The organism is uncultured Anaerococcus sp. (genome assembly GCF_963512375.1).
Lineage (GTDB): Bacteria > Bacillota > Clostridia > Tissierellales > Peptoniphilaceae > Anaerococcus.
On record NZ_CAUPMI010000002.1, the window covers coordinates 1 to 25411 of the forward strand.

General features: G+C 36.9%; 40 protein-coding genes and 1 pseudogene. All 41 read left to right on the forward strand.

Annotated elements, in window-relative coordinates; translation table 11 throughout:
• Nucleotides 1-314: hypothetical protein (locus RRB46_RS01130; RefSeq protein ID WP_311537190.1), on the forward strand; the 314-nt coding region annotated here is incomplete at its 5' end.
• Between the two features lie 9 nt (nt 315-323).
• Nucleotides 324-512: a hypothetical protein gene (locus tag RRB46_RS01135; RefSeq protein WP_311537191.1), complete on the forward strand. Its 189-nt coding sequence runs from the start codon at nt 324-326 to the stop codon at nt 510-512.
• A 9-nt stretch (nt 513-521) separates the two neighbouring features.
• Nucleotides 522-761 carry a hypothetical protein gene (locus RRB46_RS01140; RefSeq protein ID WP_311537192.1) on the forward strand — a complete coding sequence of 80 codons (240 nt, stop codon included), beginning with the start codon at nt 522-524 and terminating at the stop codon, nt 759-761.
• Nucleotides 758-1294 (forward strand): hypothetical protein, encoded by a 537-nt coding sequence (locus RRB46_RS01145; RefSeq protein ID WP_311537193.1) that lies wholly within the window; start codon nt 758-760, stop codon nt 1292-1294. Before RRB46_RS01140 ends, RRB46_RS01145 begins: the two co-directional genes overlap by 4 nt.
• 168 nt (nt 1295-1462) lie before the next feature.
• A complete protein-coding gene (locus RRB46_RS01150; RefSeq protein ID WP_311537194.1) occupies nt 1463-2293 on the forward strand; it encodes a hypothetical protein in 831 nt (276 codons plus the stop codon).
• Nucleotides 2294-2690: 397 nt separating this feature from the next.
• A complete protein-coding gene (locus tag RRB46_RS01155; RefSeq protein ID WP_311537195.1) occupies nt 2691-3047 on the forward strand; it encodes a hypothetical protein in 357 nt (118 codons plus the stop codon).
• A complete protein-coding gene (locus RRB46_RS01160) occupies nt 3040-3846 on the forward strand; it encodes a hypothetical protein (RefSeq protein WP_311537196.1) in 807 nt (268 codons plus the stop codon). The genes RRB46_RS01155 and RRB46_RS01160 overlap by 8 nt, the downstream gene beginning before the upstream one ends.
• A 10-nt stretch (nt 3847-3856) precedes the next feature.
• Nucleotides 3857-4252, forward strand: coding sequence for a YopX family protein (locus RRB46_RS01165; protein ID WP_311537197.1), 396 nt, complete (start codon nt 3857-3859; stop codon nt 4250-4252).
• Nucleotides 4253-4264: 12 nt separating this feature from the next.
• Nucleotides 4265-4804: a Holliday junction resolvase RecU gene (locus RRB46_RS01170; protein ID WP_311537198.1), complete on the forward strand. Its 540-nt coding sequence runs from the start codon at nt 4265-4267 to the stop codon at nt 4802-4804.
• 167 nt (nt 4805-4971) lie between these two features.
• On the forward strand, nt 4972-5148 hold the full coding sequence (locus tag RRB46_RS01175) for a hypothetical protein (RefSeq protein WP_311537199.1): 177 nt from the start codon (nt 4972-4974) through the stop codon (nt 5146-5148).
• 117 nt (nt 5149-5265) lie between these two features.
• A complete protein-coding gene (locus RRB46_RS01180) occupies nt 5266-5514 on the forward strand; it encodes a hypothetical protein (RefSeq protein WP_311537200.1) in 249 nt (82 codons plus the stop codon).
• Nucleotides 5515-5535: 21 nt separating this feature from the next.
• A complete protein-coding gene (locus tag RRB46_RS01185) occupies nt 5536-5712 on the forward strand; it encodes a hypothetical protein (protein WP_311537201.1) in 177 nt (58 codons plus the stop codon).
• Between the two features lie 5 nt (nt 5713-5717).
• Nucleotides 5718-6148: pseudogene (locus RRB46_RS01190) on the forward strand (dUTP diphosphatase).
• The gene (locus RRB46_RS01195; protein ID WP_311537202.1) at nt 6145-6429 is read left to right on the forward strand and encodes a hypothetical protein; all 285 of its coding nucleotides are present in this window, start codon (nt 6145-6147) and stop codon (nt 6427-6429) included. Before RRB46_RS01190 ends, RRB46_RS01195 begins: the two are co-directional and overlap by 4 nt.
• The gene (locus RRB46_RS01200) at nt 6426-6614 is read left to right on the forward strand and encodes a hypothetical protein (RefSeq protein ID WP_311537203.1); all 189 of its coding nucleotides are present in this window, start codon (nt 6426-6428) and stop codon (nt 6612-6614) included. Before RRB46_RS01195 ends, RRB46_RS01200 begins: the two co-directional genes overlap by 4 nt.
• Nucleotides 6598-7038, forward strand: coding sequence for a hypothetical protein (locus RRB46_RS01205; RefSeq protein WP_311537204.1), 441 nt, complete (start codon nt 6598-6600; stop codon nt 7036-7038). Before RRB46_RS01200 ends, RRB46_RS01205 begins: the two co-directional genes overlap by 17 nt.
• Before the next feature lie 255 nt (nt 7039-7293).
• Nucleotides 7294-7635 carry an HNH endonuclease signature motif containing protein gene (locus RRB46_RS01210; RefSeq protein ID WP_311537205.1) on the forward strand — a complete coding sequence of 114 codons (342 nt, stop codon included), beginning with the start codon at nt 7294-7296 and terminating at the stop codon, nt 7633-7635.
• 108 nt (nt 7636-7743) lie between these two features.
• The gene (locus RRB46_RS01215) at nt 7744-8964 is read left to right on the forward strand and encodes a hypothetical protein (RefSeq protein WP_311537206.1); all 1221 of its coding nucleotides are present in this window, start codon (nt 7744-7746) and stop codon (nt 8962-8964) included.
• The gene (locus RRB46_RS01220) at nt 8957-10159 is read left to right on the forward strand and encodes a hypothetical protein (protein WP_311537207.1); all 1203 of its coding nucleotides are present in this window, start codon (nt 8957-8959) and stop codon (nt 10157-10159) included. The genes RRB46_RS01215 and RRB46_RS01220 overlap by 8 nt, the downstream gene beginning before the upstream one ends.
• On the forward strand, nt 10125-10373 hold the full coding sequence (locus tag RRB46_RS01225) for a hypothetical protein (protein ID WP_311376141.1): 249 nt from the start codon (nt 10125-10127) through the stop codon (nt 10371-10373). Before RRB46_RS01220 ends, RRB46_RS01225 begins: the two co-directional genes overlap by 35 nt.
• Before the next feature lie 104 nt (nt 10374-10477).
• Nucleotides 10478-11881: a terminase gene (locus RRB46_RS01230; RefSeq protein WP_311537208.1), complete on the forward strand. Its 1404-nt coding sequence runs from the start codon at nt 10478-10480 to the stop codon at nt 11879-11881.
• Between the two features lie 63 nt (nt 11882-11944).
• The gene (locus RRB46_RS01235) at nt 11945-12412 is read left to right on the forward strand and encodes a DUF4355 domain-containing protein (RefSeq protein WP_311537209.1); all 468 of its coding nucleotides are present in this window, start codon (nt 11945-11947) and stop codon (nt 12410-12412) included.
• Nucleotide 12413: 1 nt separating this feature from the next.
• Nucleotides 12414-13307, forward strand: a complete 894-nt coding sequence (locus RRB46_RS01240; RefSeq protein ID WP_311537210.1) for a phage major capsid protein — start codon at nt 12414-12416, stop codon at nt 13305-13307.
• Entirely contained in the window at nt 13307-13585 is a 279-nt protein-coding gene (locus tag RRB46_RS01245) for a hypothetical protein (protein ID WP_311537211.1), read from the forward strand. The genes RRB46_RS01240 and RRB46_RS01245 overlap by 1 nt, the downstream gene beginning before the upstream one ends.
• A gap of 1 nt (nt 13586) precedes the next feature.
• Nucleotides 13587-13988 (forward strand): phage Gp19/Gp15/Gp42 family protein, encoded by a 402-nt coding sequence (locus tag RRB46_RS01250; RefSeq protein ID WP_311537212.1) that lies wholly within the window; start codon nt 13587-13589, stop codon nt 13986-13988.
• Nucleotides 13966-14304 carry a hypothetical protein gene (locus RRB46_RS01255; protein WP_311537213.1) on the forward strand — a complete coding sequence of 113 codons (339 nt, stop codon included), beginning with the start codon at nt 13966-13968 and terminating at the stop codon, nt 14302-14304. The genes RRB46_RS01250 and RRB46_RS01255 overlap by 23 nt, the downstream gene beginning before the upstream one ends.
• The gene (locus RRB46_RS01260; RefSeq protein ID WP_311537214.1) at nt 14297-14533 is read left to right on the forward strand and encodes a hypothetical protein; all 237 of its coding nucleotides are present in this window, start codon (nt 14297-14299) and stop codon (nt 14531-14533) included. Before RRB46_RS01255 ends, RRB46_RS01260 begins: the two co-directional genes overlap by 8 nt.
• Nucleotides 14530-14865: a hypothetical protein gene (locus RRB46_RS01265; protein WP_311537215.1), complete on the forward strand. Its 336-nt coding sequence runs from the start codon at nt 14530-14532 to the stop codon at nt 14863-14865. The genes RRB46_RS01260 and RRB46_RS01265 overlap by 4 nt, the downstream gene beginning before the upstream one ends.
• Nucleotides 14866-14873: 8 nt before the next feature.
• Nucleotides 14874-15446: a phage tail protein gene (locus RRB46_RS01270; protein WP_311537216.1), complete on the forward strand. Its 573-nt coding sequence runs from the start codon at nt 14874-14876 to the stop codon at nt 15444-15446.
• Nucleotides 15439-15696 carry a hypothetical protein gene (locus tag RRB46_RS01275; protein WP_311537217.1) on the forward strand — a complete coding sequence of 86 codons (258 nt, stop codon included), beginning with the start codon at nt 15439-15441 and terminating at the stop codon, nt 15694-15696. Before RRB46_RS01270 ends, RRB46_RS01275 begins: the two co-directional genes overlap by 8 nt.
• Before the next feature lie 38 nt (nt 15697-15734).
• Nucleotides 15735-16103, forward strand: coding sequence for a DUF5361 domain-containing protein (locus RRB46_RS01280; RefSeq protein ID WP_311537218.1), 369 nt, complete (start codon nt 15735-15737; stop codon nt 16101-16103).
• Nucleotides 16085-16738: a hypothetical protein gene (locus tag RRB46_RS01285; protein ID WP_311537219.1), complete on the forward strand. Its 654-nt coding sequence runs from the start codon at nt 16085-16087 to the stop codon at nt 16736-16738. The genes RRB46_RS01280 and RRB46_RS01285 overlap by 19 nt, the downstream gene beginning before the upstream one ends.
• 17 nt (nt 16739-16755) lie before the next feature.
• On the forward strand, nt 16756-17322 hold the full coding sequence (locus RRB46_RS01290; protein ID WP_311537220.1) for an HNH endonuclease: 567 nt from the start codon (nt 16756-16758) through the stop codon (nt 17320-17322).
• A gap of 172 nt (nt 17323-17494) precedes the next feature.
• Entirely contained in the window at nt 17495-19330 is a 1836-nt protein-coding gene (locus RRB46_RS01295) for a hypothetical protein (RefSeq protein ID WP_311537221.1), read from the forward strand.
• Between the two features lie 8 nt (nt 19331-19338).
• A complete protein-coding gene (locus tag RRB46_RS01300; protein WP_311537222.1) occupies nt 19339-20088 on the forward strand; it encodes a distal tail protein Dit in 750 nt (249 codons plus the stop codon).
• Complete coding sequence (locus RRB46_RS01305) at nt 20085-22808, forward strand: phage tail spike protein (protein ID WP_311537223.1); 2724 nt, start codon at nt 20085-20087, stop codon at nt 22806-22808. Before RRB46_RS01300 ends, RRB46_RS01305 begins: the two co-directional genes overlap by 4 nt.
• 8 nt (nt 22809-22816) lie before the next feature.
• On the forward strand, nt 22817-22978 hold the full coding sequence (locus RRB46_RS01310; protein ID WP_311537224.1) for a hypothetical protein: 162 nt from the start codon (nt 22817-22819) through the stop codon (nt 22976-22978).
• Entirely contained in the window at nt 22959-23126 is a 168-nt protein-coding gene (locus RRB46_RS01315; protein ID WP_311537225.1) for a hypothetical protein, read from the forward strand. Before RRB46_RS01310 ends, RRB46_RS01315 begins: the two co-directional genes overlap by 20 nt.
• An 11-nt stretch (nt 23127-23137) precedes the next feature.
• Nucleotides 23138-24391: a collagen-like protein gene (locus RRB46_RS01320; protein ID WP_311537226.1), complete on the forward strand. Its 1254-nt coding sequence runs from the start codon at nt 23138-23140 to the stop codon at nt 24389-24391.
• Complete coding sequence (locus RRB46_RS01325) at nt 24388-24870, forward strand: hypothetical protein (protein WP_311537227.1); 483 nt, start codon at nt 24388-24390, stop codon at nt 24868-24870. The genes RRB46_RS01320 and RRB46_RS01325 overlap by 4 nt, the downstream gene beginning before the upstream one ends.
• 18 nt (nt 24871-24888) lie before the next feature.
• Nucleotides 24889-25371, forward strand: a complete 483-nt coding sequence (locus RRB46_RS01330) for a hypothetical protein (protein ID WP_311537228.1) — start codon at nt 24889-24891, stop codon at nt 25369-25371.
• Nucleotides 25372-25411: the final 40 nt, after the last annotated feature.

Here is a 25411-nt window from a genome sequence, read left to right on the forward strand (position 1 = left end):
GATTGAGAACAAAATGTAGTATTTATTACTACAACTATAATATACGAGGAGGTTTGTGTATGGAGAAGGCCATTACAAAGATTCATGAGGTTATTGATAATAATTTACCCTCTAGATATGTTGAGGGTCTTGAATTTACTAAGGATAAGCTGCCGGGTATGTCGATTGATGTTTTGAGGAGGGCCTGTAGGGCTGGGATGCTGACTTTTGCGGTTGGTTTGCCGCCTGAGGGTGAGAATATCAAGTGGAGATACTTGGTGGATGTGAATGCCTTTGAGAAGTGTCTTAGGGGCGAAATGAATTTATTTAAGTAAGGAGGATTTATGAGTATTGAAGATTTTAACAAGGCTCTAGGAGAGCTTGAAAAGGGATACTACGCTAGGGAAGAGGGGGAGCTTTTCTTGGTGTATAAGGATGCGAGTCCTGTGGATGAATTTGTTGGGTCTTGCTATGCAGATGAGGTTGAAGAGTATGGGATTGAGGATACTCTTAGGGAATTTGGAGTTTATTAGGAGGATATTATGGATAATTTGAAGAGAAAAGATATTTATAGGATTTTGAATGATGAGATGGTGAACAAACCTTATAGGGTGCCTAGGAGGTGGAAGCTTAGGAAGAAGGATAGGCTTATTGAATTAGGCATTATTGTTATTGTTGCTAGTGGGATGTGTATGCTGGCTTTGGCTGGTCCTAGGGAGGCTGATAGGGTTTTTGGTGTGATTGGTCTGTTTGTGATTAGCTTGGTGGGGAGTTTGGTATGAGTTTGGATTTTAAGGAGGCTATGGAGTGTCTAAAGAGTGAGAGGCCTGTCTACTATGACGGGGTTTTGATGAGAAAGATTACTGGCGTTATTTGGAGACGTGATGTGGATGCTTTGGTGGCTAGTGCTGAGATCTTGGATGAGGAGACTCATGCTATATCTTTTGTGGGGCTTGATAAGCTTGAAGTTGCTCCAGATATCGAAAGGGATGTGGCGGATGGCCAGGATGTGCTTAAGGCTATTTATAGGATGGAGGATATATTAGGTCAGATTAAGTCTTGTGTGATTTATGAGCGTGGGGCTGGGGCTGCGGATGGATATGTGAGGATGATGCGCGAGGCTATTAAGCTTGATGAGTCTATTTTTGATTTGCAGCAGAAGGAAGCTGATAAGAAGATGGTGGCTGAGATTGATGCAGCTAGGAAAGAGATTGATCCTTTTATCGTTAAGGCTGAAAATGACAAGTTGGCTGAAAGGGTTGAGCAATTTAAAGATTTTGAAGAGATTGAAGAAGTAGAAGAAGAAAGTTTATAAAAAAAGATGAGCTTTGAAAGCTCATCAGCGGTTTGTGTACTAATATTATACCCTCTAATCGCTTGAATGCAAGCTATTGAGCTAGTTTTGGGAGCTTTTGCGAAAGGCTCCCTTACGGGCTTGTAATTGGTATTATCTTTTCGACGGTACACAAAGTATGGGTGGTATATGAGAAATTTTGTTAGAGAAAAAAAGATTTACTGTGGTGATAAGTATATGGAGGTGGACCTCTATTCTTTATCTGAGTATCAGTTGGAAAGGAAAAAGGGCAAGAGGTCTAAGAAAAAGTACATGACTCTTCCTAAGCAGGAGAAGATGAATGATAAAAATGCTAGGAGAAAGTTTGTACAATTGGCTGAAGCAAATTTTGGCCAGGATGATATTTTCTTATCACTGACTTATAAGGATAAGTATCTACCAAAGTCTTATGATGAAGCCCAGAAAGAGATTACTAACTATATTAGGAGACTTAAGACTAGGATGAAGGCCCAGGGAGTAGAGGAAGAATTGAAATACATTATTGTTACTTCTATGAGGAAGCCTAGGGGCAAGGATGAGGGTGTGAGATACCACCACCACCTTTTACTATCCTGTGGCCTTGATAGGGATACTGTTGAGGACTGCTGGAGAAGACCTAGGAGGAAGGGCCAAGAAAAGGGTGACCTGATAGGATATCCTGACTCTAAGAGGATTCAGGAGGACATTAATACCGGGATTTTGGGGCTGGCCAATTATATGGCCAAGCATACTAGCTATAAAAGAAAATGGACTTGTAGTCAAAATTTGGAGAGACCTTTTGAGAGGACTAACGATCATAAGTACTCCAGGAAGAAGCTTATAAAGTTTGCCCTTGATCCTTTTGATATTGACAGATGGGAAAAAATCTATCCTGGCTGGACTATTACTGATAAGGATATGGGAATTGAGGCTAGGTATAACGATTTTACTGGCTGGGCCATATACCTTAAGATGCGTAGAAAGCCTGAAAAGATTGAATAGGTTGACTTATCCACATTTGAAGTCTGTAGATAAGTGGTTAGTGAATATTATTCATGGGGATTTTTGTAAGGTTTATTATTTATTTATGAGTTTGATTTTATTAGGATTGTGATTTTAGGACTTATCCACAATGGATATATTGTTTAGTTTTGATTATCTTTTTAATTTATCCACATTGATTTATTGAAATAAATATTTCTAAAAGTATTGACTTATCCACAAGCAAGGTTAGGAATGGTCTATACTGTTGATAATCATTTAGGCATATTGGGTGGATTGGACTTATCCACAAGGCTTATGATGATTGATTTATAAATTATAGATTTACTTATCCACATGATTAAAATATATATAAAATTTAAAAATGCTATGAATAAATATTGTATAAGGAGGAAGTATGAGGATGCTTAGTATTAATGACAAAGAGATTTTTGGTGATTTGACTCTTATGGTCGATTCCAAGCTTTATGAAGTAATGACTGAAATTGCAGCTGGGAATTTCGGAGCTGGACAAGTTACTTTAAAGCTCGATGTCAAAGTTAGGTATGAAGAGTTAGAAGCGCCTAGAGAGGGTGGCGATTATGAAATCAAAAGCTATAAAAGACCAGTTATTGACTATAAGGTGGAGTCGACTCTTAAGAGGAAAGACTCTAGCTCAATGTCTGCTGTAACAGATAATTTGGCTATGGATGTTGATGATGATAAGCTTAGGATTTCTAAGGTTGATGATGGCCAGGTGAGTATGTTTGACTAGGGGAGATGACTTAATAAAAGAGATTTTAAAGATTTTTGAGTCTTTGAGATATAAGAGAGATTTGTGGAGTCTATACTCTGATTTTTTAGAGATGACTGCCATAGCTATTTCCAATTCTGCTGAGAGATTTTTCCTACCAGGAAGTTTTGAGAAAAGAGAGGAGAGATACTTATCCCTTGCCAAGTCTTATGATAAAGATGAGCTTTTGAAGATGTCGGAGGCCTTTAATCTTTTTGTTAAGCTTCAGGACTACAATCTAGAAAGCCAAGGTGCAAAGGACATCCTGGGTGGGATCCTTATGGACCTGGGTCTAGGGGATAAGTGGGCAGGTCAATTTTTCACTCCAGACCATGTGGCTAATCTTATGGCCAAACTTACTTATACTGAGGAAGGCTTGAAAAAAGAGATTAAAGAAAGAGGTTTTGTCTATGTGTCTGATCCTGCTGTTGGTGGTGGGGTGACTATGATAGGCCTTGTAAATGCCATGTTAGATGGTGGTTGCAATCCTCAGAGAGACCTTTTTATTGAGTGCGGGGACCTGGATAAGAGGGCCTGCTTTATGACTTATATCCAGCTTGCTACCCTTGGGATTCCTGCTATTGTGAAAAATCAAGATACCCTGCTTGGCAAGGTTTTTGATGTTTGGTTTACACCTGCCTTTTATATAGATGGCTGGTGGTTTAGGCTTAAAAGTTTTAAGGATAAGGAAAAAGGGGGAAATCTTGCGAAAAGTAAAGAAATTTTTGAGAAAAGGGAAGAGATTATTTATAAAGAAGATGAGCAATTGAGCTTGTTTTAGGAGAGATTATATGTTAGTGAAATTTAAGGTTTTTGATAAGCAGTTAAAGATTGTAAGAGAAGTTAAGAATATTGATTATGAAAATTCTGAGATTTTATTTTACTCAGATAATAATGCAGAGAAAAAAGATAGATGCAGCTTAGATGTTTTTAGAGGTTTTGATGATGTTATTTTTATGATGTCTACAGGCCTTATAGATAAAGATGGTGCAGAGATTTTTGAAGGAGATATTTGCTATTGGGAAAAATCTGGATTTCGAGGGATTTTCACTGTTAGCTTTGGGACTGAAAGTCTAAAGTGGATTGCAGATTCTAATTGTAAATTTAATAACTTGGGTGATTATAAAGATTATTATTTAAAAATCATAGGCAATGTTTATGAAGGGTCTCAGTTGTATCAAGAATGATTAGGAGAGATTATGGATATTTTTGAAAATAATGAAATAGTTAAGAGATCTAAGAAGTCTTTTACTGCTAGGAAGGCTTTGGGTTATGGTAAAAATTTTGAAAGTTTTATAAGTGCTGCTTGTGATTATTATAGGGATAATGGCATAGCTGATATATGCAAGGTGGATGAGCCTTTTAGAGTCCTTGAGCTTTATGATGAGGGCAAATTTAAGGGGCAGTTTACAAAGAAGGCTAATCCAGATTTTGAGGGGACTTTGAAGGGTGGCCACTCGATTTGCTTTGAGGCTAAGTACACCAGTCAAAAGAGGATGGCCAAGTCGGTGATTAGTGATAAGCAAGAGGAAGTTTTGAACTATAAATCAGCACTTGGAGCTGTTGTAGGTGTCTGTGTTGGTATTGGCCAGAGATATTTTTTTGTGCCTTGGGAAGTTTGGTCCAATATGAAGGAGATCTATGGCAAGAAATCCGTGTCGGCAGATGATTTGGCAAGATATGAGGTCAAGTTTAGTCATGGAGTTATGTTTTTGGATAGGATAAGTAAGGATAAGTAGGTACATGTGTAGGAAGTTAGAGGTAGAAGAATGAAGAAATGGTTGATTAGACTTATTGGACTTGTTTGTGTTTTGCTTTTGGTAGAATTAACGAATGCGAACAAAGAAAATGTCATTATTTGTATGTTGTCTTTGATTTACATGGATATGGCTAAAGAGAATTAGATATGAAAAGATATAGGGTCAAGGTCTTTCTAAGTGGGTCTAAGACTGTGGAGGTTGAAGCTTTTGATAAGGACCATGCTAGGATTAAAGCTTTGAGAGCTATTAGGCTTAAACCTGATGGTGGTTGTAAGTTTCTTTGCCAGGTGGATGAGATTGAAGGATTAAGGGATGAGTCTTAAAGAGAATTTGTTGTTTTGTTTAGCATTTTCATTATTTCAAGTTTTATTTATGGCTTTGTATGAATGTATTAGTATTTTTGTTGATGTACTTATAGAGATTTTGGAGGATTTATTTTTATGAAAGTTTATTTGTATGGGATGAAGTCTAGGGCTAGGGATGATAAGAATTATTTTTCTATGGGATATTTAAGAGATTTATACCTGGAGGAAATGACTTGTGATTTGAGGGATGAGTATTTTAATGTATTGGTTTATAAGTGCAAGTTGCCTACATTTATAGTTAAGAAATTTGATTATGAGTTTATTACCGAAAGAGAGATGGATATTGACAATGAGGGTGTCAACTTTTCGTTGATAACCAGTTAAGAGAAAATTTAAGGAGAGATTATGAAAATTGTTAAGGTTGTTTTTAGAAATGGTGTTAATAAAGATTTTGAGGTTGATGATTATAGTATCGCTGATAATGATATTTGCCTATATTTGCAGAGAAACCATCGTACTGCGGGGATGATTAATCTCTGTGAGGTCAGGTATTTTGATGTGGTGGATAAGGAGGATGATTAGTGGTTATGATTAAGAAAAATTCTGCTTTTGCGGCTTTGAAGTATAAGTGTGATTATGAGTTGACTAAAAAAGAGGGTGACCAGGGTTGGGATATTAGGTCTATTGAGGGGACTTTGATTAAGCCTGGTGAGAGGACTTTGATTGCGACTAGTTTGTTTTTGGAGTTGCCTGCAGGGATTTATGCGGATGTGAGGCCTAGGTCTGGTTTGTCTCTTGATGGGATTGATGTTTGCCTTGGTTTGATTGTTCTTCTTATCGTGGGGAGATTAAGGTTTGCATGATTAATAATTCTGGGAAGGATTATTGGACTTGGCCTGGTGATAGGATTGCCCAGCTTGTTTTTGGCCAAGAGATTTTGCTGGATCCTTTCCAAGTTGATGAGATTTCCTCTGATACTCACAGAGGTGAGAAAGGTTTTGGGTCTAGTGGGATATGAAAAATACTTTATGTTTTAGTTATTTAAATTATAAGATTGAGGATACTACTGGATATCCTGGGGCTAGGGATAATTTTATCTATATTATTTTTGAGCTGGAGGATGAGTATATAGATGACGTTAATAAAAAGGTTTATAAGCCTTATGATGGTTTTTTAAGGCCTTTGGATAAGTTTTCTTCTTGGGATGAGGATTTTAAAAAGGTTATCATTAAATATTGCCTGAAAAAGCTTGATGGCATCTTGGCTGAAATCTGGATTGATGATGTGAGGATTAAATGATTTTGTATCGTGTTTTTAAATTTGATAAGTATGCCAAGGAGTGGAAGAAGGTTAGAGTCTTTGATTGCGTAGATAAGGCTAAGGAATTTATTTATAGAAATTGGAAAGATATGGATGATATGTTTTACTTTGATATTAAGCTCTATGGGAAAGATTGTGGAGGCGAACATGCAGGAGTTGTATGAGAGATTGATGAAGGATTCTCTTAAGAAGTATATCTATGCTAGAGATTTTATTGACAAGGCTAGGCTTCAGGTGGAGGAGCTTGAGGTTAAGAAGGAGTCTAGGCAGGTTGCGAAGTATGGATTGTCTATGCCAGGGGGTGGTGGTCTGGCTAGTGATGATAAGATTATTAATATTAATGCAAAGATTTCAATGCTTGAGAAGAATATTAGGGCTAACCAGGATATTATTGATGAGCTTAAGTTTGGCTTTGAGGGTTTGTCTGATAAGGAGGTTGATATAACAGTGTCTATTTATGGTTATAGGCAGAGGTGGAGCAAGATTGATGAGCTTAAGGAGAAATATAATTATTCTAGATCTAGCTTGTATGAAATTGCTAATGCCAGTTTGGAACATATGGCCAGACGTATTTTTGGTGATGCTTGATTCTGGATTATTTCCGGACTATTTTCATTTTAATATGCGATATAATAATAGTGTGAAAGTGCAACCAAGTTTGATATGAGGCGGTTTTCGTACCGTCTTATGTCGCTTGTTTTTTATTTCTCCCTTTGAGTTAAGCTGCCATAGTCATCTGATCTCCTTATTTATTATAGATTCAAGCAGCAACAATAATGACAAGTTCTTTCATATGTACTCGGGTATATGGCGGCTTAACTGAGAGTGAGAAAGGGAAATGTAATGGCCAAGTTAAGACCAGATAGGCAAGGGAGCCATAGGGTAAACTTTGAGAAGAATAAAAAGATAATATTAAAGACACAAAACACTTGTGGGATATGTGGTAAGCCTGTTGATATGAGTCTTAAGTATCCTGATCCACTTGCACCTTGTGTGGACCACATAATACCAGTAGCCAAGGGTGGTCATCCAAGCGATATAGAAAATCTGCAGCTTGCCCACTGGACTTGCAACAGACAAAAGTCAGACAAGCTTTTTAAAAATAAAGAAGCAATGGAGCCTAAGGTTTTGGGCAACAGGAACTTGCCTTGGTCAATGGATTGGACTAGCTATGAACCAGACTAGGGGGGTAGGACCCCAGGTGGGCTAGCGGCCGATGTTCCGCCGTCTACTGTACATTTTTTCTCGTGAGGTGTTATTTTTGTGAAAAAGGAGGAATTTTGAAAGTATATTATGGAATATGGACTAGATTATTTGCGTGGAAAACTTGATAAGCACGCTGCAAGAGTTAATTTAAGATACAAACAATATGATGAAAAATACCAAGATAAAGATGTAGGAATAGTAATTCCTAAGGAAATGAAGGATAAGTATAGGGCGGTTATGGGCTGGTCTGCCAAGTCTGTAGATGCTCTTGCTGATAGGCTAGTTTTTAAGGGTTTTATTAATGATAATTTTAATATAGAGGAAATATTCAACATGAACAATCCTGATATATTTTTTGATTCTGCAATCTTATCAGCTTTGATAGGTTCTTGTTGCTTTATTTATATAAGCAAGGCTGAAACAGATGAGGCAAGACTACAAATAATAGAAGCTAGCAATGCTACTGGGATCATAGATCCTATTACAGGGCTTTTAACAGAAGGCTATGCGGTCTTATCTCGAGACGAATATAACAATCCAAAGTCGGAGGTCTACTTTAGTCCTTATTTCACTGACTACTACGAGAATGGCAAGTTTGCCTATAGGATAGATAATCCTACTGGTAGGGTTCTTTTAGTGCCAATTATGTATAGGCCTGATGCTGTAAGGCCTTTTGGCAGGTCTAGGATATCAAGGTCAGTGATGTATTATCAAGCATACGCTAAGAGGACTTTAGAAAGAGCTGATATCTCAGCGGAGTTTTATTCTTTCCCTCAAAAATACATGCTTGGTACTTCACAGGATGCAGAACCTATGGATAAATGTCAAGCAACAATTGCAACTATTCTCGAAGTCACCAAGGATGAAGATGGAGATATTCCAAAGCTTGGGCAATTCCAGCAACAATCTATGGCTCCATTTACCGAGCAATTAAAGACTTTAGCGTCTGTTTTTGCAGGTGAAACGGGTCTTACCTTAGATGACTTAGGATTTGCAACTGATAATCCATCCTCAGCAGACGCTATAAAAGCTAGCCATGAAACTCTTAGGGCTATCGCAAGGAAAGCTCAAAGATGTTTTAATTCTGGATTTTTAAATGTAGGCTACGTGGCAAGGTGTCTTGAAGACGATTATCCATACCTAAGGAATAAATTCTATAAAACAAAGGCTACCTGGTATCCAATATTTGAACCAGATGTGGCAGCCTTATCTGGTATAGGTGATGCTGCAATCAAAGTTAACCAAGCAGTTCCAGATTACTTTAATAAAAATAATTTATCAGATTTAACAGGTATAGACCATGAATAATGATATAGTTCCTGAATTATTAGAAGAGATTAAAAAGGCTTTTCTAAGTAAAAGTAGAGAATCAAGGATACTCCAAGATAAGTTACTTGCTTTAAAAAATAAGAAAGCAAACTATAAGGATGCTAATGAATTTGCAGAGGAACTTGGAGAAATACTTGCGGATACTTTTAAAGAAAATATAAAGACTGAAAACTTGCCAGATGGTAAGATGTTTTATAATATCGCCCAGAGAATAATAGACCCTAATATGCATATGACCTATGACATGGTAGGAGATTATTCTAGGGATGTACAAGCTTTGTTGAATCAAGAAGTTGGCATATCAATCGCTGCCTTAAAAGCTGATATAAACCAAGATAGGATTGATAAGATAGTCGAAAAAGTAAGCAGCTATGACTCATATGATGATGGTAAATGGCTACTAGATGAACCTATGATAAATTTTGCCCAGTCGATTGTGGACAGCACTATAAAGAAAAATGCTGATTTTCACTACAGTTTAGGATTTAAGCCTAAAATAGTAAGAAGAGAGGTGGGAGGATGCTGCAAGTGGTGCAAGGATAAGGCTGGGGTTTATGATTATGAGGAAGTCAAAGACACTGGCAATGATGTCTTTAGAAGACATAGGTTCTGCAGGTGTACTGTAGACTATGTGCCTGATAAAAGTAGAAGGCAGGATGTTTGGTCAAAACAGTGGAATAATTCTGACAAACGTGATAAAATAGAAGAAAGAATACTACTAAGTAAGCAGCCAAACCCAATAAGTGGAGGGATTTCTGGAGCTATAAGTGATACAAATAGTCCAGAAGCTAGAAAATTTGCTGAAACAGAGTATGGATCTATAAGAAAAAGAAAAGTAGATGTCAAAAGAATTGCTAAAAATACTGGCTATTCAGAAAAGCAAATTGAAGAAATTAAAAAATATTTATTCGTTGATAAACATGATTTAGGGGATGGAGAAACTAGAAGGTTCGACCCAAGTTTTGAAATTGCTCAGTCTTGGAATAGGCTTATGAGAGGCAATGCTGAAAATCATGATTTAACTCTAATTAAACATGAAATATTTGAAAAAGAACTTATTAGTAAAGGATTGAGTCAAGAAGAAGCTCATAAAATAGCAAGTAAGAAATATAATTATCGAAAGGAGAGTAGTGAGTATTATGCTAAAATTAAAAAACGTAAAAAGAATAAATAATTGGATACATGCTGACTATTATCCAGAAGATTGGGGTGAATTTGGAAAAGTTTCGGTTAATTGCTTAGATATAAGAGATTATAGAATGGAATTAAGTCCTACTGATAAAAAAGAATACAGTAGTTGCCCTTATGCAACAGAAGCATTAAATGGCCTTAGAGATATGGTTGAAGGGAAAAAAGAAATAAAAGATTGCACAATAATGTGGTATTAAAGCACAGCTAAACTTACAGGTGTAAGAAGTTAGAGGTGCTTTTTTAGTAGAAATTTATCGACCTGAGTAAGTCGTAAAACTGCTATTTTTTATTGGAAGGAGTCATGATGGTTCGATATGGTAGTCAGACTCCCAGCCAGTCGGTAATACTTGAGTATGATACAAGCCTTGGTGATGAGGCCCTTAAAATATATGAAAAGACAGGTCTTAAGCCATATCCTTGGCAAGAAGACCTGGTTAGGGCAATCTTTGCTACAAATGAGGATAAGCTTTGGACCCATTCTAGATTTGGCTATGCGGTTCCTAGAAGAAATGGTAAGACTGAAGCCTGTTATATAACTGAGCTTTGGTTTTTGATGCAGGGAAAGAACATTCTCCATACAGCCCACAGAATTTCTACTTCTCACTCATCTTTTGAGAAACTTAAAAAGTATCTAGAAAAGATGGGGATGGAAGATAAGGTTGATTTTAATTCTATTAAGGCCAAGGGCCAAGAAAGGATTGAACTTATAGAATCAGGTGGGGTTATCCAATTTAGGACTAGGACTTCTACAGGTGGTCTTGGTGAAGGTTTTGACCTGCTAGTAATAGATGAGGCTCAAGAGTATACAGATGACCAAGAATCGGCCCTTAAATATACTGTTACAGACTCTGATAACCCTATGACCATAATGTGTGGGACTCCACCTACTTTGGTATCTGGCGGAACAGTCTTTACTAAATATAGGCAGGCTATTCTTAGTGGAGCTAGAAAGCACAATGGTTGGGCTGAATGGTCGGTAGAAAATATTACTGATCCTTATGATAAGGAAGCCTGGTATAAGACAAATCCATCACTTGGCCATAAACTTACAGAAAGGGCAATCGAAGAAGAGATTGGCCCTGACAAGATTGACTTTAATATCCAAAGACTTGGTCATTGGATTAGCTACAATCAAAAGTCGGCAATTAGTAAGATTGAGTGGTCAAAGCTAAAACTTAAGGCCTTGCCAAGCCTTGTAGGCAAGATGCATGTAGGAATTAAGTATGGCAATGATGGCAAGAACGTAGCCATGGCCATAGCCATTAAGACCTTATCTGGCAAGGTTTTTATTGAGGTTATTGATTGCCAATCCATAAGAAATGGCAATGAGTGGATAGTTAAATTTCTAAGCCAGGCCAAACCTGCTAATATTGTTATAGACGGGGCCAGCAGGCAGGATATTCTAACAGCTGACCTAAAGAGGGTAGGCCTTAGGCAAGTTATATTACCGACAGTAAAAGAGATTATAAAGGCTAATTCCATGTGGGAGCAGGGCATATATGATAAAAGTCTTTGCCATCTAGACCAGCCGTCGCTAAGCCAAGTTGTTACTAATTGCGAAAAGAGAAATATTGGTTCTTCGGGCGGCTTTGGTTATAGGAGCCAGTTTGAAGATATGGATATTATACTTATGGATGCATGTCTTCTGGCCCACTACTCTTGCAAGGAAGTCAAAGAAAAGAACAAACAAAGAATTAGTTATTAGGATGACCCAAACCTGGGTCATTTTTAATATAAAATTACCGGACACGGGCAAATGGGAGGAAAAATGAGCGAATTTAAAGTGATAGAAAGTCAAGAAGAATTAGACAGGATAGTCAAAGATAGGCTAGAGAGAGCAGAGAAAAAAGCAAAGGAAGAAATGCAAGGCCTAATTGATAGCCTAAAGTCTGAGAATGCTGGTCTAAAGGAAGAAAACACCAATTACCAAAAACAAATAGAAGGGATAGGAGAAAAGGATAAGACTATATCAAGCCTAGAAGGTGAGATTGAATCTTATAAAAAGGCTGAACTTAGACGTAAGGTGGCCATAGAAAATAATATCCCTTATAAGCTAGCTGATAGGATAGTCGGTGATGATGAAGAAAGTATGGCAGAGGATGCCAAGAGATTGGCAGAATATGTAGGAAGTAAAACTTATGAGCCACCACTTAGGGATTATGAAAATAATAATCTAAATAGCGTGGATGGAGCATTAAAGGGTTTATTAAACAATATGAATATAGAAGGAGAGTAATATGGTATTAAGTAGAGGAGAATTGTTCCCAGAAATTTTAGTAAATGATTTGATGAACAAGGTTAAGGGTAGTTCATCTTTAGCGGTCTTATCTAAGCAAACTCCAATTTCTTTTAATGGAAATAAGGAATTTGTTTTTTCAATGGATAAGGAAGTAGACATTGTTGCTGAAGGTGGAATGAAAAGTGAAGGTGGAGTTACTGTTGATGATGTTATAATGGTTCCACTAAAGATAGAATATGGAGCAAGGGTAACAGATGAGTTCTTATATGCATCTGATGAATATAAATTAAATATTTTGAAGGCCTTTAATGATGGATACGCAAAAAAAGTTGCACGTGGTTTAGACCTTATGGCTTTTCATGGAATTAATCCAAGAACGGGACAATTATCTACAATAATTGGAGATAATTGTTTTGATAAAAAGGTCAGCCAAGCTGTTAAGTTTAATGCTGTAAATCCAGATGAAAATATTGAAAGTGCTGTCGCTTTAATTAGAGGCTCTGAAGGAGATGTTACAGGTGCTGCCTTTGACTCTTCTTTTGCAACCGCCATGGCTAAGCAAACTGTAGATGGTAAAGAAGGAAGTCCAAGATTGTTCCCAGAATTAAGATGGGGTGCAAATCCTGGTTCGGTTAATGGCTTAAAGGTAGATGTCAATGCTACTGTAGGCAAGGGGACTAAGGATAAGGCAATCATAGGAGATTTCGCAAATATGTTTAAGTGGGGTTATGCTAAGCAAATACCACTTGAAGTAATTAAGTATGGTGATCCTGATAACTCTGGTAAGGACCTTAAGGGCTATAACCAAGTTTACTTAAGATGTGAAACTTACCTAGGTTGGGGAATATTAGACCCTAATCATTTTGCTATTATCAAAGAGGGTGAACTATAATGTTTGAATATATAAATACAAAGACTGGGGCTAGAATATCTAGCCCTGATATTTTATCTGGAGAAAACTGGATAAGCTATGATGGTAAAGAAAAAATCGAAGAAGAATCTACAGAAACAGCAATTGAAAAGCCTATTGAAGAAAAGACTGCTGAAGAAGACCCAGCCTTGGATGGTATAACCAAAAAACAAATAGAACAAGAACTCCAAGCCTTGGGTATAGAATATGACCCGAAAGCAAAGAAAGCAGACCTTTATAAGCTAATGCAGGAGGCTTAAGATGGAATCTTATCTAAGTATTGATGACTTAATCAGATTATGGAGGCCACTTAAGGGTGAAGAGATTGAAAGAGCTGAGGCTCTTATACCAACAGTAGTAGATAGCCTGAGAGAAGAAGCAAAGCTGGTAGGTAAAGACTTAGATGAGATGGCAGAAAGCGTATCTTATAGGTCTGTACTTAAGTCGGTTATAGCAGATGTAGTAGCTAGGACCTTGATGACATCTACAGACACAGAACCTATGACGCAGTTTTCGGAGTCTGCCCTGGGCTATTCTTACTCTGGTAGCTTTTTAGTGCCTGGTGGTGGTCTTTTTATAAAAAACACAGAAAAGGCTAGACTTGGACTAAGAAGACAAAGATACGGGGTGATGAACATATATGACGAAGATAAAAGGTATTAAAGTTATATTAGTTGAAGAAGTAGAAGAAGGAAGAGACCCTTTCAATGCTCCTTTACTTGTAGAAAAAGAGATAGAAATTGAAAATGTCTTGGTAAGTCCTACTACAAGCGATGATATCATAAATTCCACCAATCTTTACGGTAAAAAGGCCGCCTATGTTCTAGGAATACCTAAGGGTGATAATCACGACTGGGAAAATAAAAAGATAAAATTTTTTGGTCAAACTTTCAAATCTTTTGGAAAAGTAACGCAAGGAATAGAAGCAATGATACCACTAGAATGGAATAAAAAAGTACGGGTAGAGACTTATGAGTAAATTTAAATTTAAATTAAATTCAGCTGGAGTAAGGAGCTTACTCAAAGGCCAAGAGATGATAGGAATCTTAAAAAAAGAAGCTGACGCTGTAAGGTCTAGAGCAGGTGAGGGCTATGTATCAAATACTTATGTAGGTAAGAATAGAGCCAATGCCAGCGTGAAGGTAGGAGATTATAGGTCTTATAGGGATAATCTGAAGAACAATACACTTATTAAGGCCTTAAAATGATAGAAGTTAAGATCATAGATTATTTAAATAAACATTTAGATGTCAAAGTATATATGGAGCAGCCAAAGGATAATAAGCCAGAAAGCTATGTAATTGTAGAGAAAACTAGCGGTGGTTATGAAAATAAGATAAACCAAGCCACAGTAGCCATTCAATCTTACGCTATATCCATGTATGAGGCAGCTAAGCTAAATGATAGAGTAAAAGAGCTATTAACAGTAATGGCAAATGAAGAAGATATAGGATCTTGCAAATTAAATTCAGATTACAATTTCACAGACATTAGTACTAAAGAATACCGCTACCAGGCGGTTTTTAATTTTATATATTAGGAGGAAGTATGACAGAAGTTAAATATGTATCTTGGGGTAAGCCTGGGGTAAATGGAGCGATCTTTGCAGCTCCAATAGGAACTAAATTACCAACTGACTCTTTAAGTGATTTAGATGAAGCCTTTAAGAGTCTAGGTTATGTATCAGAAGATGGAATGGCAAATGAAGACACTAAAGAGACTGACAGTGTAAAGGCCTGGGGTGGAGATACAGTCCTTACCACTTATGTAGGCAAGGAGGATGTCTATACCTATGCTTTAATAGAGGCTCTTAATGTGGAAGTCTTAAAGCATGTTTATGGGGATGACAATGTAAAGGGAGATTTAAAGACAGGTATTAGCATTAAGTCTAACTCCAAGCCAAACGAAGCACATTCAATAGTCATAGATATGATACTTAAGGGTGGAATCCTAAAAAGGATAGTAATACCAAGTGGAATCGTAGCAGAGGTAGGAGAGATTTCTTATAACGATAAAGACCCAATAGCCTACGAGACAACCTTAAATTGCCAACCAGATAAGGATGGCAATACCCACTATGAGTACATGATAGAAGGAAAGAAAGGAGCGGAAAATGCTTAAGGGCAAGACTAAATCAGGATTTGAATTTGAAATCGATGAAAAAATTAAAGATGACTATAGATTTTTTGAAACCTTATGCCAGGCAGAAGAAAATCCTATCCTTGCTCCTAAGATAATAAACATGCTTCTTGGAGAAGAAGAAAAAGAGAGACTTCTTAAACACGTTGAAAAAGACGGTTTTGTAAGCCAAGCAGATGTCTTAAAAGAAGTTTCAGAAATTATAAGAAGCGCTGGTGATATAAAAAACTAGCAATCCTTGCCTTGATGATGAGGGTAGACAAAGAAGCCTTGGAATGTGATTTAGCAGAGACCTATGGCATCTATGATATAAATTCGCTACCTATATCAAAGATTGCCATATTTGCAAAAGGTCTAAGAGAAAACTCTAGGATAAAGAAAACTCTAGGAGGTCTTCCTGCTGATCTAAATACAATCTTGCTGACATCTATAACGGATTCAGTAAATTGGCTAGTATGGTCAAAGACCAAAGATGGAAGCAAAAACAAGAACAAGCCAAAATCTTTGCTATCCTCTCTATATGGAAACACAAAGAAAACAGATGCCATTTCACTAAAATCTGGCAAGGAATATGAAATAATGAGAAAAGAAATAATAGAAAGTATCAGAAAGGAGGGAAAATGGCTGGAACAGAATTAGGTAAAGCCTATGTACAGATAGTTCCTTCTGCAAAAGGCATATCTGGCATGATAAGAAAAGAACTAGGGCCTGAAGCAGATTCTTCTGGTGAAGCAACAGGAAAAAGCTTTGCTGGTAAGTTTGTATCCATTGCAAGCAAAGCGTTAGCTGTAGCTGGGGTTGGCAAAGCCATCCAGGCATCAGTCATGGAAGGAGCAAACCTAGAACAATCATTAGGCGGTATAGAAACACTTTTTAAAGGCTCTGCCGGAAAGATGAAAGACTATGCTAGCCAAGCATTCAAAACAGTAGGAGTATCAGCAAATACCTACATGGAAAATGTAACAAGCTTTTCAGCAGGTCTTATATCTTCCCTAGGTGGTGATACTGCCAAAGCTGCAGAAGTAGCAAATATGGCCATGATAGACATGGGCGATAATGCCAATAAGATGGGTACTAACATGGAAGATATCCAGAATGCTTATCAGGGCTTTGCAAAGCAGAATTACACGATGCTGGATAACTTAAAACTCGGTAGAAAATCCATAGCCGAGTATAAACCTAGTGAAAACGGTGAAACTCTAATAAATATTATTAGACAATACCGTGTTTTATTATTGCACCTAGTACGTGGTTGGAATATAATTTATATATAACCATGTGGAGGTCATAAATGATTTGGGTAAAATTGTCGAGATTTAAAAATTATTCTATTAATGAATTAGGTCAGGTAAGAAATGATAATACTGGACATCTAAAAAAGTCATATAAAAATAAAAAAAGCGGGTACTTTATGGTTGATTTATGGGAAGATAACAGATCTAACAAAGTTACTATTCATAGATTACTTGCAGAAACATTTATACCAAATCCTGAAAATAAGCCTACTGTAGATCACGCTGACGGAAATAGGGAAAATAATGATTTAAAAAATTTAAGGCGGGCTACTTATTCTGAACAAAATTCACGTTTTAGGACAAATGGTGTTAGGAGCGAAAAAATTCTGGTAACACAATTTGAAGAGTTTAGAAAGAAACGTGGAGGTGGTCATATAGGATGGGGAAATATAATTAATAAATTGTACTTTAATAGTATTTCTGAGTGTGCTGACTACTTTAATTGCACAATATCTAATATATCTTTGAGATTAGAAGATGGAAATATAGGTAGACGTGGAATTACAAGGGGATTTTTAATAGAATATTTAAATGGCAATAGAATCAAACATAATAAAATGTAACGACTATCGAAACAAATTAAGCATCCAAAGGGGTGCTTTTTTAATGGAGTAGAGTACATTCAAGTGAATGGAAGCGCTAGGATGCAAATGCATAAGATATAGTCTAATCTGTATGGTGACATACAGCAGTTAATAACGGTTATGAACTAACGAATCATAATGAATATGTACTATGTATGGTGGTACAAAAACAGAGATGGAGCGACTCTTGGCGGATGCTACCAAGCTTACTGGAGTTAAGTATGACATAAATAATTTAAGCGATGTCTATGAGGCTATTCACGCTATACAAGAAAATATAGGAATCACAGGAACTACTGCCTTAGAAGCAAGTGAAACTGTATCGGGGTCTTTTAATGCTATGAAGGCCTCTTTTTCAGACTTTTTGGGTAATCTTGCTTTGGGCAATGATTTAAAGCCCAGCCTACAGAATTTGTTTCAAACTGTAGAGACTTTTCTTGTAGGTAACTTGCTACCAATGGTTGGAAGGATTTTTAAGGGCCTACCCCAAGTGGTAGAAGTAGGATTTCAAGAGTTAGGGTCTAGGTTTAAGAGATTAGGTGGTGAGCTTATGAGCTCCCTAGGTGTGTCGATGTCAAATACATCTGCAGTATCTAAAGCCTTTAGCAGTCTTGGCCAAGCTATAAGACCTGTAATTGATTCTATCAAGTCAAGTGTAATGCAAATCCCTCAAATATTTTCAAGCATGGGCCAAGCAATAGGACCCATCATTGAGTCAGTAGTTGTGGCCATGGGTAAGCTTAAATTTGATGGAATAGCAAACTTTGTTCAGGCTTTATTGCCTGCCATATCTGCAGGTTTTCAGTCCTTCATATCAGTTGTTGGACCAGCTGTGGAAATGGTAGCAAATTCCTTTGTAAATTTATGGAATGCTCTTCAACCAGTTATTTCAGCCCTAGCTTCTGCCCTCATGCCTGCCTTTCAGGTTATGGGGTCATACTTAGGTGGATTTTTTAAGGGAATGCTGACAGGCCTTTCTGGCACCTTCGATGCCTTAACTGCTGTGGTTAAATTCCTAACTCCAGTAATAAATGTGATGGTAGGAGCTTTTAAGGCCGCTGCTCCTGCTCTTAGTGTTGTAGCTAAATGGATAGGAACTGTCACAGGCCTATTTTCAGGTATGGGCAATGGAGGTAAGACCTTATCTCAGATTACTAAATCAGCCTGGGAGAATATCAAAAGTGCCATATCAATGGCTGGACAAGGTATTAAATCAGTTATAACTGGAATCAAAGGATTTTTCACTAGTTTAGGTCAGGCAGGTGGAAGCCTTAAAGAACTCTTATCTGCTGCTTGGAATGCAATAAAGGCTGCGATTTCTGCTGCGGCTTCAGCTATAGGTGGGGTGATTAACAATGTAAAATCATTTTTTACAAGCCTAACTTCATCTGGCAAGTCTTTATCATCTGGCTTAAAAGCTGCCTGGTCAGCTATAACTAGTGCTATATCAAGTGCGGTTGGAAGCATATCAGGTTTTATAAATAGGATTAAGGGAATGTTTAATTCCCTAAGAAATATCGACCTAAGAGGCGCTGGAACTGCCATCATGAATGGTTTCCTAGGCGGTTTAAAGGCGGCTTGGGGAGGGGTCAAAAGCTTTGTAGGTGGTATAGCTTCATGGATTAAGAGAAATAAAGGACCTATATCATATGATAAGAAACTTTTGATTCCAGCAGGCCGTGCTATCATGGATGGTCTTAACAAGGGCCTTGTAAAAAACTTTGAAAATGTCAAGGCTTCTGTATCTGATATGAATGGCCAAATCCTAGATGAATTTGTAAATGGTGACCTAGTAGGCCAAACTAATTTACAAAAATCCATATCCTATTCAAATTTAGATAAGGCAAATAAGGTTGATAATTACAAGCCAGAGTCAAAGACTCCTGTTCAATTAGTATTTGACATAAATGGTAGGTTATTTGAAGCTTTTGTTGATGATATAACAGACGTACAAAATAAGAAGATAAAACTAGAAGCAAGCTATTAGGAGGTCTTATGGAGTCATATTATAAATTAAGTAAGTCGGCCATAACTTTTAATGGCAAGTGCTTAGATGAAGAAATAAAAGGCTATATGACTTTAAATGTCATTGGCCGTCAGATGTTTGCTCCTAAGCTGGAAAGTCAAGAGATAAGGGGTAGGGATGGGGATATAACTACTAGCTTATCTTATCCAGCAAGGGATATAGAAGTTCAATATTATTTGCAAGCAGAAAATAACAGGGAATGGCTTCAAAAAATGAAGAAATTAACCATGCTCTTACAATCTAAAGAAGATGTAGAATATTCTTTTGCAGATGAATATGGAGTGAGATTTGGAAGGCTATCAGGCTTTGAAGACCCACCATATGATTGGAATGCAGGTATAGGTAAATTTACCATCCATTCCCAAGATCCTTTCTTATACTCAGAGCTTAGGGAAGATACAAACAAGATAAAAGAATTAAGGTATGACTACTATCCAGTAAAGATAGAGTCAATATCTTTAATGGTAGGTGTGGCTGGCAATAAACTTGTCTTAAAGAATGCTGAAACTGGCAATAGAATCATAGTTAATGATGATTTTAAAGCTGGAGATAAGATGGTCTTTAGAGATAAGAAAATCTTTAAAAACAATAAGAATATGCTAGCTAAACTAGACTATGTAGCAAGTGACTTTTTTGACTTTGACCTATACTCTGGTCATAGCTTATCCTGTAATCTAGCAAGCCAAATAAAGATAGAATATAGGGAGAAGGTTCTATGAGCGGTGTATTTTTATTTGATAGGAAGCAGAATTTATTTAAAGCAGTAGATAGCGATGATATAATAGAAAATTATCAAGAGATAGAGATTAATAATCTTATCAAAGCCACCTTAGTGCTAAAATACAAAAAGGACTTTGAAGAGGCCTATTATTTTGGAGTCAAAGAAGAAAATGACTTTTGGCTATATTCTATAAGAAATTATATCAAAGAAGATAATAAGCTAAGCCTTCAGGGCATCCACATCATGTTTGATGAGCTAAAAGGAGTATTAGTCAAAGACTTAAGGCCTACAAATAAAATGGCAGGGCCAGCCTTAAATGCTGCCCTTGCTGATAGTACTTGGACTGCCATATCATCTGCAACCAATAAAGCATCTACCAGTCTTTATTATATATCAGCCCTTGACTCCTTATACAAGATATGCAAGGAATGGAATCTAGAATTTAAGCCTGTTCTTAAGTTTGTAGATGGAAAAATCAAGTCCAAAGAGATACATCTTACTTATAATCAAGGAAAAGATTATGGTAAGGTGTTTTCTTATGGGGATAATCTTGTATCGGTAGTGGCTGAGACTAGCAAAGATGAGCTTTTCACCGCCTTTGTTGGTAGGGGCAAGGGTGAAGAGATTACAGATGATAAGGGCAATCCTACAGGTGGTTATGGTAGAAAAATCACCTTTGAAGATATTGACTATAAGGATGAAAAAGACGGGATAAAAGTCCATAGTCCTAAGGGAATTAGTTATATAGAAATTGAGGAAGCCACAGCCCTTTATGGCTATCCAGATGGAAGGCCTAGGATAACTTCTGTCGACTTTGAAAATATTGAAGATAAGAAGAAATTAGCAAAGGCCACCTTTGAATATGCCATTAAAAACTGCAGGCCTAAGGTTCAGCTAAAGGCTACAGGATACCAGAAAGAACCAGTTGAGCTTGGAGAGGTAGTCACAATAATAGCTGATATGGGAATCAGGTATAAGACCAGGGTCTTTAAGATAAAAAAAGACTTCATTTCTCAAAATATAGTAAGTTTTGAGTTTGGAGATAAGGTAGCTTTTTCCCTATCTAGTCGCTTAAGGGCTGCTGACTTAGAGAAAAAGGATGAAGAAGTTAAGCAACTATCCTATATTGAATCTATATTACAAGCTATAGAATCATCATATTTTAATGATGACGGCTACCAATATGACTTGAAGGTTGATAATAAATATAAGTTACCAGCTGGGTTTTATAGTTTCAATAAACCAATAGATAAAAATCCTACTAAGGTTATATATCTAGGTGCTGGGAAATTAATGATTGCCAACGGCAAAAAGCCAAATGGCCAGTGGGACTTTAGGGTTGCCCTTGATGGGGATTCAGTAAATGCTGAGGTAATAAGAGCTGGCATCCTAAAGGGTGGTAAGGTCTTTTGGAATCTAGAAGATGGGACTTTCCTAATAGGTAATAGCAAAGAAGACTATCACATGTATTGGGATGGTCATACCTTACACCTTAGAAATGTAGCTATAGATCTTAAAAATCAGTTGGATTTTAAAAATCTTAAGTATGATTTAGAAAAAATGCTTGATGAAAGCGGCGAATCTTATGCAAGTCAGCTAAAAGAATTAGAACAGACTTTTACCATGAAAAATGGTGAAATAGAGTCTAAAATAAAGGGAATTAGAGATGGTGTAGAAGAAACTGAGACAGACATAAAGAAGTTTGTTAGCGAAAACTATACCACCTTAACTCAGACTGATGAGCTAATAAGGGCTACTACCACTAATGTAAAAACTATGGTTGATGGGACCAAAGAGACTCTAGAAGCTAGGATGGATATGGTAGACTCCAATGTATCTATTTGGACTAGTAAGGTCGAAAAAAACTTAAAAGATATAGAAACAAATTACGCTACTCTCAATGTGGTAGGAGATAAGATAGAAACGGCTGTAATAAATAATTCCTTAAAGCTAACTGAAGACATTAAAAAGTATACTGAAGCCACCTATGCAAAAATAACTCAAACAAGCGACATGATAAAAACTGAAGTCAGTAAGCAAGTGCCAGACATAAGCGGCATTGAAACTCAAGCCAAGGAGGCCTTAAGTGTGGCCAAGCAGACGGCCGAAGAGATTTCGACTAAGGTTAGTAAGGGAGAATTACAATCAGAGATTTCCCAGACTAATGATAGGATAGCCACCAAGGTTGGCAAGCTGGATGTCTTATCAATAATCGAGCAATTGCCTGACTATGTCCAAATCAAGGCAAAAAACATTGACCTTAAGGGAGATGTAAGCGTGGTTGGTGAGTTTAAGACTTCATCTTATGGCAAGAGGGTAGAGGTGGTTGGGTCCAAAATAAACTTCTATGACGGCTATGTTACTAAGCTAGGCAGCATAGGAGTCAATGATGATGGGTCAGTTGAAATCATAGGTCCAAATGGTAGTACTGGGTCAATAGTAGTTAATAAATACAAAGATTTTGATTATTTAAACTTTTCATCATCACAACTAAACTCATTTCTAAATGGCACTTGGGGAGTCATAGACCTAAATGCCTTCGGAATAGTAGCTAAACATATAGGAGTCGACCAAACTTTAAAGGTTTATGGTGACATATACCTTGGTGACACCATTAAAGTCAGTAGGTATTACGGCCAACAATTACAATTTAAAAATGAGAGTTATGGCAACACCTTTGTAATAGATTTTTTAAACAATAAAACATTCTGGACCTAGGAGGACAAATGGAAGATATAAAAGACAAACTAATAACTAAGTATATGATGATTTGCATGAAGCAAACCCACTCAATTCAGGTATTAGAAATTAAAAATGAAGAACTAGAAGCAAGAATCAAAGAATTAGAAAACAAAGAGGAGGAAGAAGATGGAAAAGAGAACAGCTGAAGAAATTAAGATTGATAAGGTAGTAAGCGAATTAGTAGATGTGGCAGTCAAAAATGAATTGACCTTAGTAGAATTAGACCAAGCTTACTACAAGCTAAGAGACTACTACAATAAAAATGCAGTACTAAAGATGGAGACAGATAAATAGGAGGAGGCCCTATGGCTTTTAATTCACTAGACTTAAGACAAGTAAAGGGAGGTAGGATAATCAAGCAAGCTGATAGGTCCACTCCCTTTTCCTTTGTCCTAATAGACAGAAATGGCAAAGAAATAAACCTAGACGGCAAAGAAGCCCTCATATCCTTAAGAAATCCCCAGCATAAAACTTACTGGGAAATAAAGAAAAAAGTAGAAGGATCCATAGTAAATTTCTCCATGCCGGGTAATCTCAAAGATGACTTATACATCCTAGAAATCTCCTGCGACGGCTATGTCTTTCCATCAGATAACGAATTCCTAATTGATGTTAAGAAAGGCTATGCTGACTTTGCAGACAAGCAAACAGCAGAGCTAATAAAAAAAGAAACTAAAGACCTGGTTAGGGATGAAGCAATAAAAGCAGTAAAAGAACTAGGAGCAACTAAACTAAAGGGAGAAAAGGGAGACAGGGGCCCTCAAGGAATCCAAGGTCCTCCAGGTAAGGACGGTCAAAAAGGAGACCAAGGAGTACCAGGCAAAACAGGCCCACAGGGGCCGCCTGGCAAAGATGGAAACACAGGCCCTCAAGGCCCACCAGGTAAGGATGGAGAAATAAACCTAGCTAGTATCTCAAAGCTAACTAGCCAAGAAAAAAAGGGAATCAGAGACCAAATAGGAGCTCCAAGCAAAGATGAAGTAGTCCTAAAAGAAGTAGGCAAGGGGCTTTCTGATAATAACTTTGATAATCAATATAAGAAAAAGCTAGACAACCTAGACCAATCTTTTAAAGAGATTACCGATAGCATAGATAAGGTCAAAACCAAGCAAGACAACCACCTAAGCGACCTATCAAGCCTAGGAGCATATGAGGTTGGAGATAAACTCATAAAACTAAAACCAAGTATCACGGGAAATGAAGTAAAAATAGGCTATATAGAAATAGGTCAAATCCTAACTAACGACTTCTATGAATTCCCTTTTGAAGGTGAAATCCTAAATATAAAGTTCAAATCAGAAGCCGACGGCCACATCCTGCTATATGGCAAACCAGACTACGACGACCCGGCCCACCCTGAACTAAAATATGTAGCAAATGAAACAGAAAAGGCCACAAGATGTGTGGTAAAAGTCGATAAGAACTTAAACTCATACATTATAGATTTTAGAGGAAAAGAAGATGGCTTGCCTGGAAAGAAGTTCGAAGGGAAACTAGTGATAACTAATGTTACTATGCCTGAGGAGAAGCTGAGATTGATTAGAGAGGAGGGGTTATGATTATAAATGAAAACTTACTTGTAAATGATAATAAGTTAGCATTGCCTAATTATGAGGCGACAAAGTCTACTGTAAGCTTTAAGGATGGAAAAATATATTTTGAGAATTTAAACTCTTTCATATCTAATATGATAGTAAGCGGAAGTGCAGAGAGGTTATCAGAAAGTATTGATCCAAATGCAACCTACTGTGTAGGTGTATATGGAGAAAGCGATAAGACTTTAAGGATATATAAGGGAGATGGATATAAGGTAGCTAAGACTATAGGTGATTTCCACTATATAGAGATTAAAGGAAATAATATGAAAGGTGCGACCTATATATTATCTAACGAGTCGGCTAATGGATATATTTACGCTTTAGGTATTTATAAAGATTTTCCATCTGAAATATATGTGCCAAATAAAAATAGCGTAAAAGCTGAGAATCAAGCCATTTTTCTAGCGGGGGGGGTATTCAAGGAAGTGTATCCAGACTAGTCTCAATGGGGGTGCTTTATGTTAGTTAAGCACAACCTACTATTAAATGGTGGGAAGTTACAAAATCCAACTTACATGTATGCGAGGTCAAACGAGGATATCTTTATTAAAGACAATAAAGTTTATGTAAATAATCTAAAGACATCAGCAGCTGGATTCACTAGTATAGGAATGTATGAAAAGAATATGTCTTTAGATAATAATAAAAAATATTATCCTGGATTTTTTGGAAGTATTGATGGTGATGTCGATATTTATAAAGGTATATACAAACCATATAAAAGTAAGGGAAATTTTAATTATATAGAGCTGACAGGTAGCGAAGTAAAAGGACCTTTACACATTAGGTCTTATAATGGGGCTAATGTAATCTTAGAAAGATTATGCTTATTTGAAGAAGAAATAGGAGAAATATTTATGCCTTGTATCGAAGACCTACCCCAAGACAAACAACCCCTCCTACCACCAGAAGGAAACTACAAAGAAATAACACCACTATAAGAAGAGGATAACCCTCTTTTTTAGTACAAGAAAGGAAGAA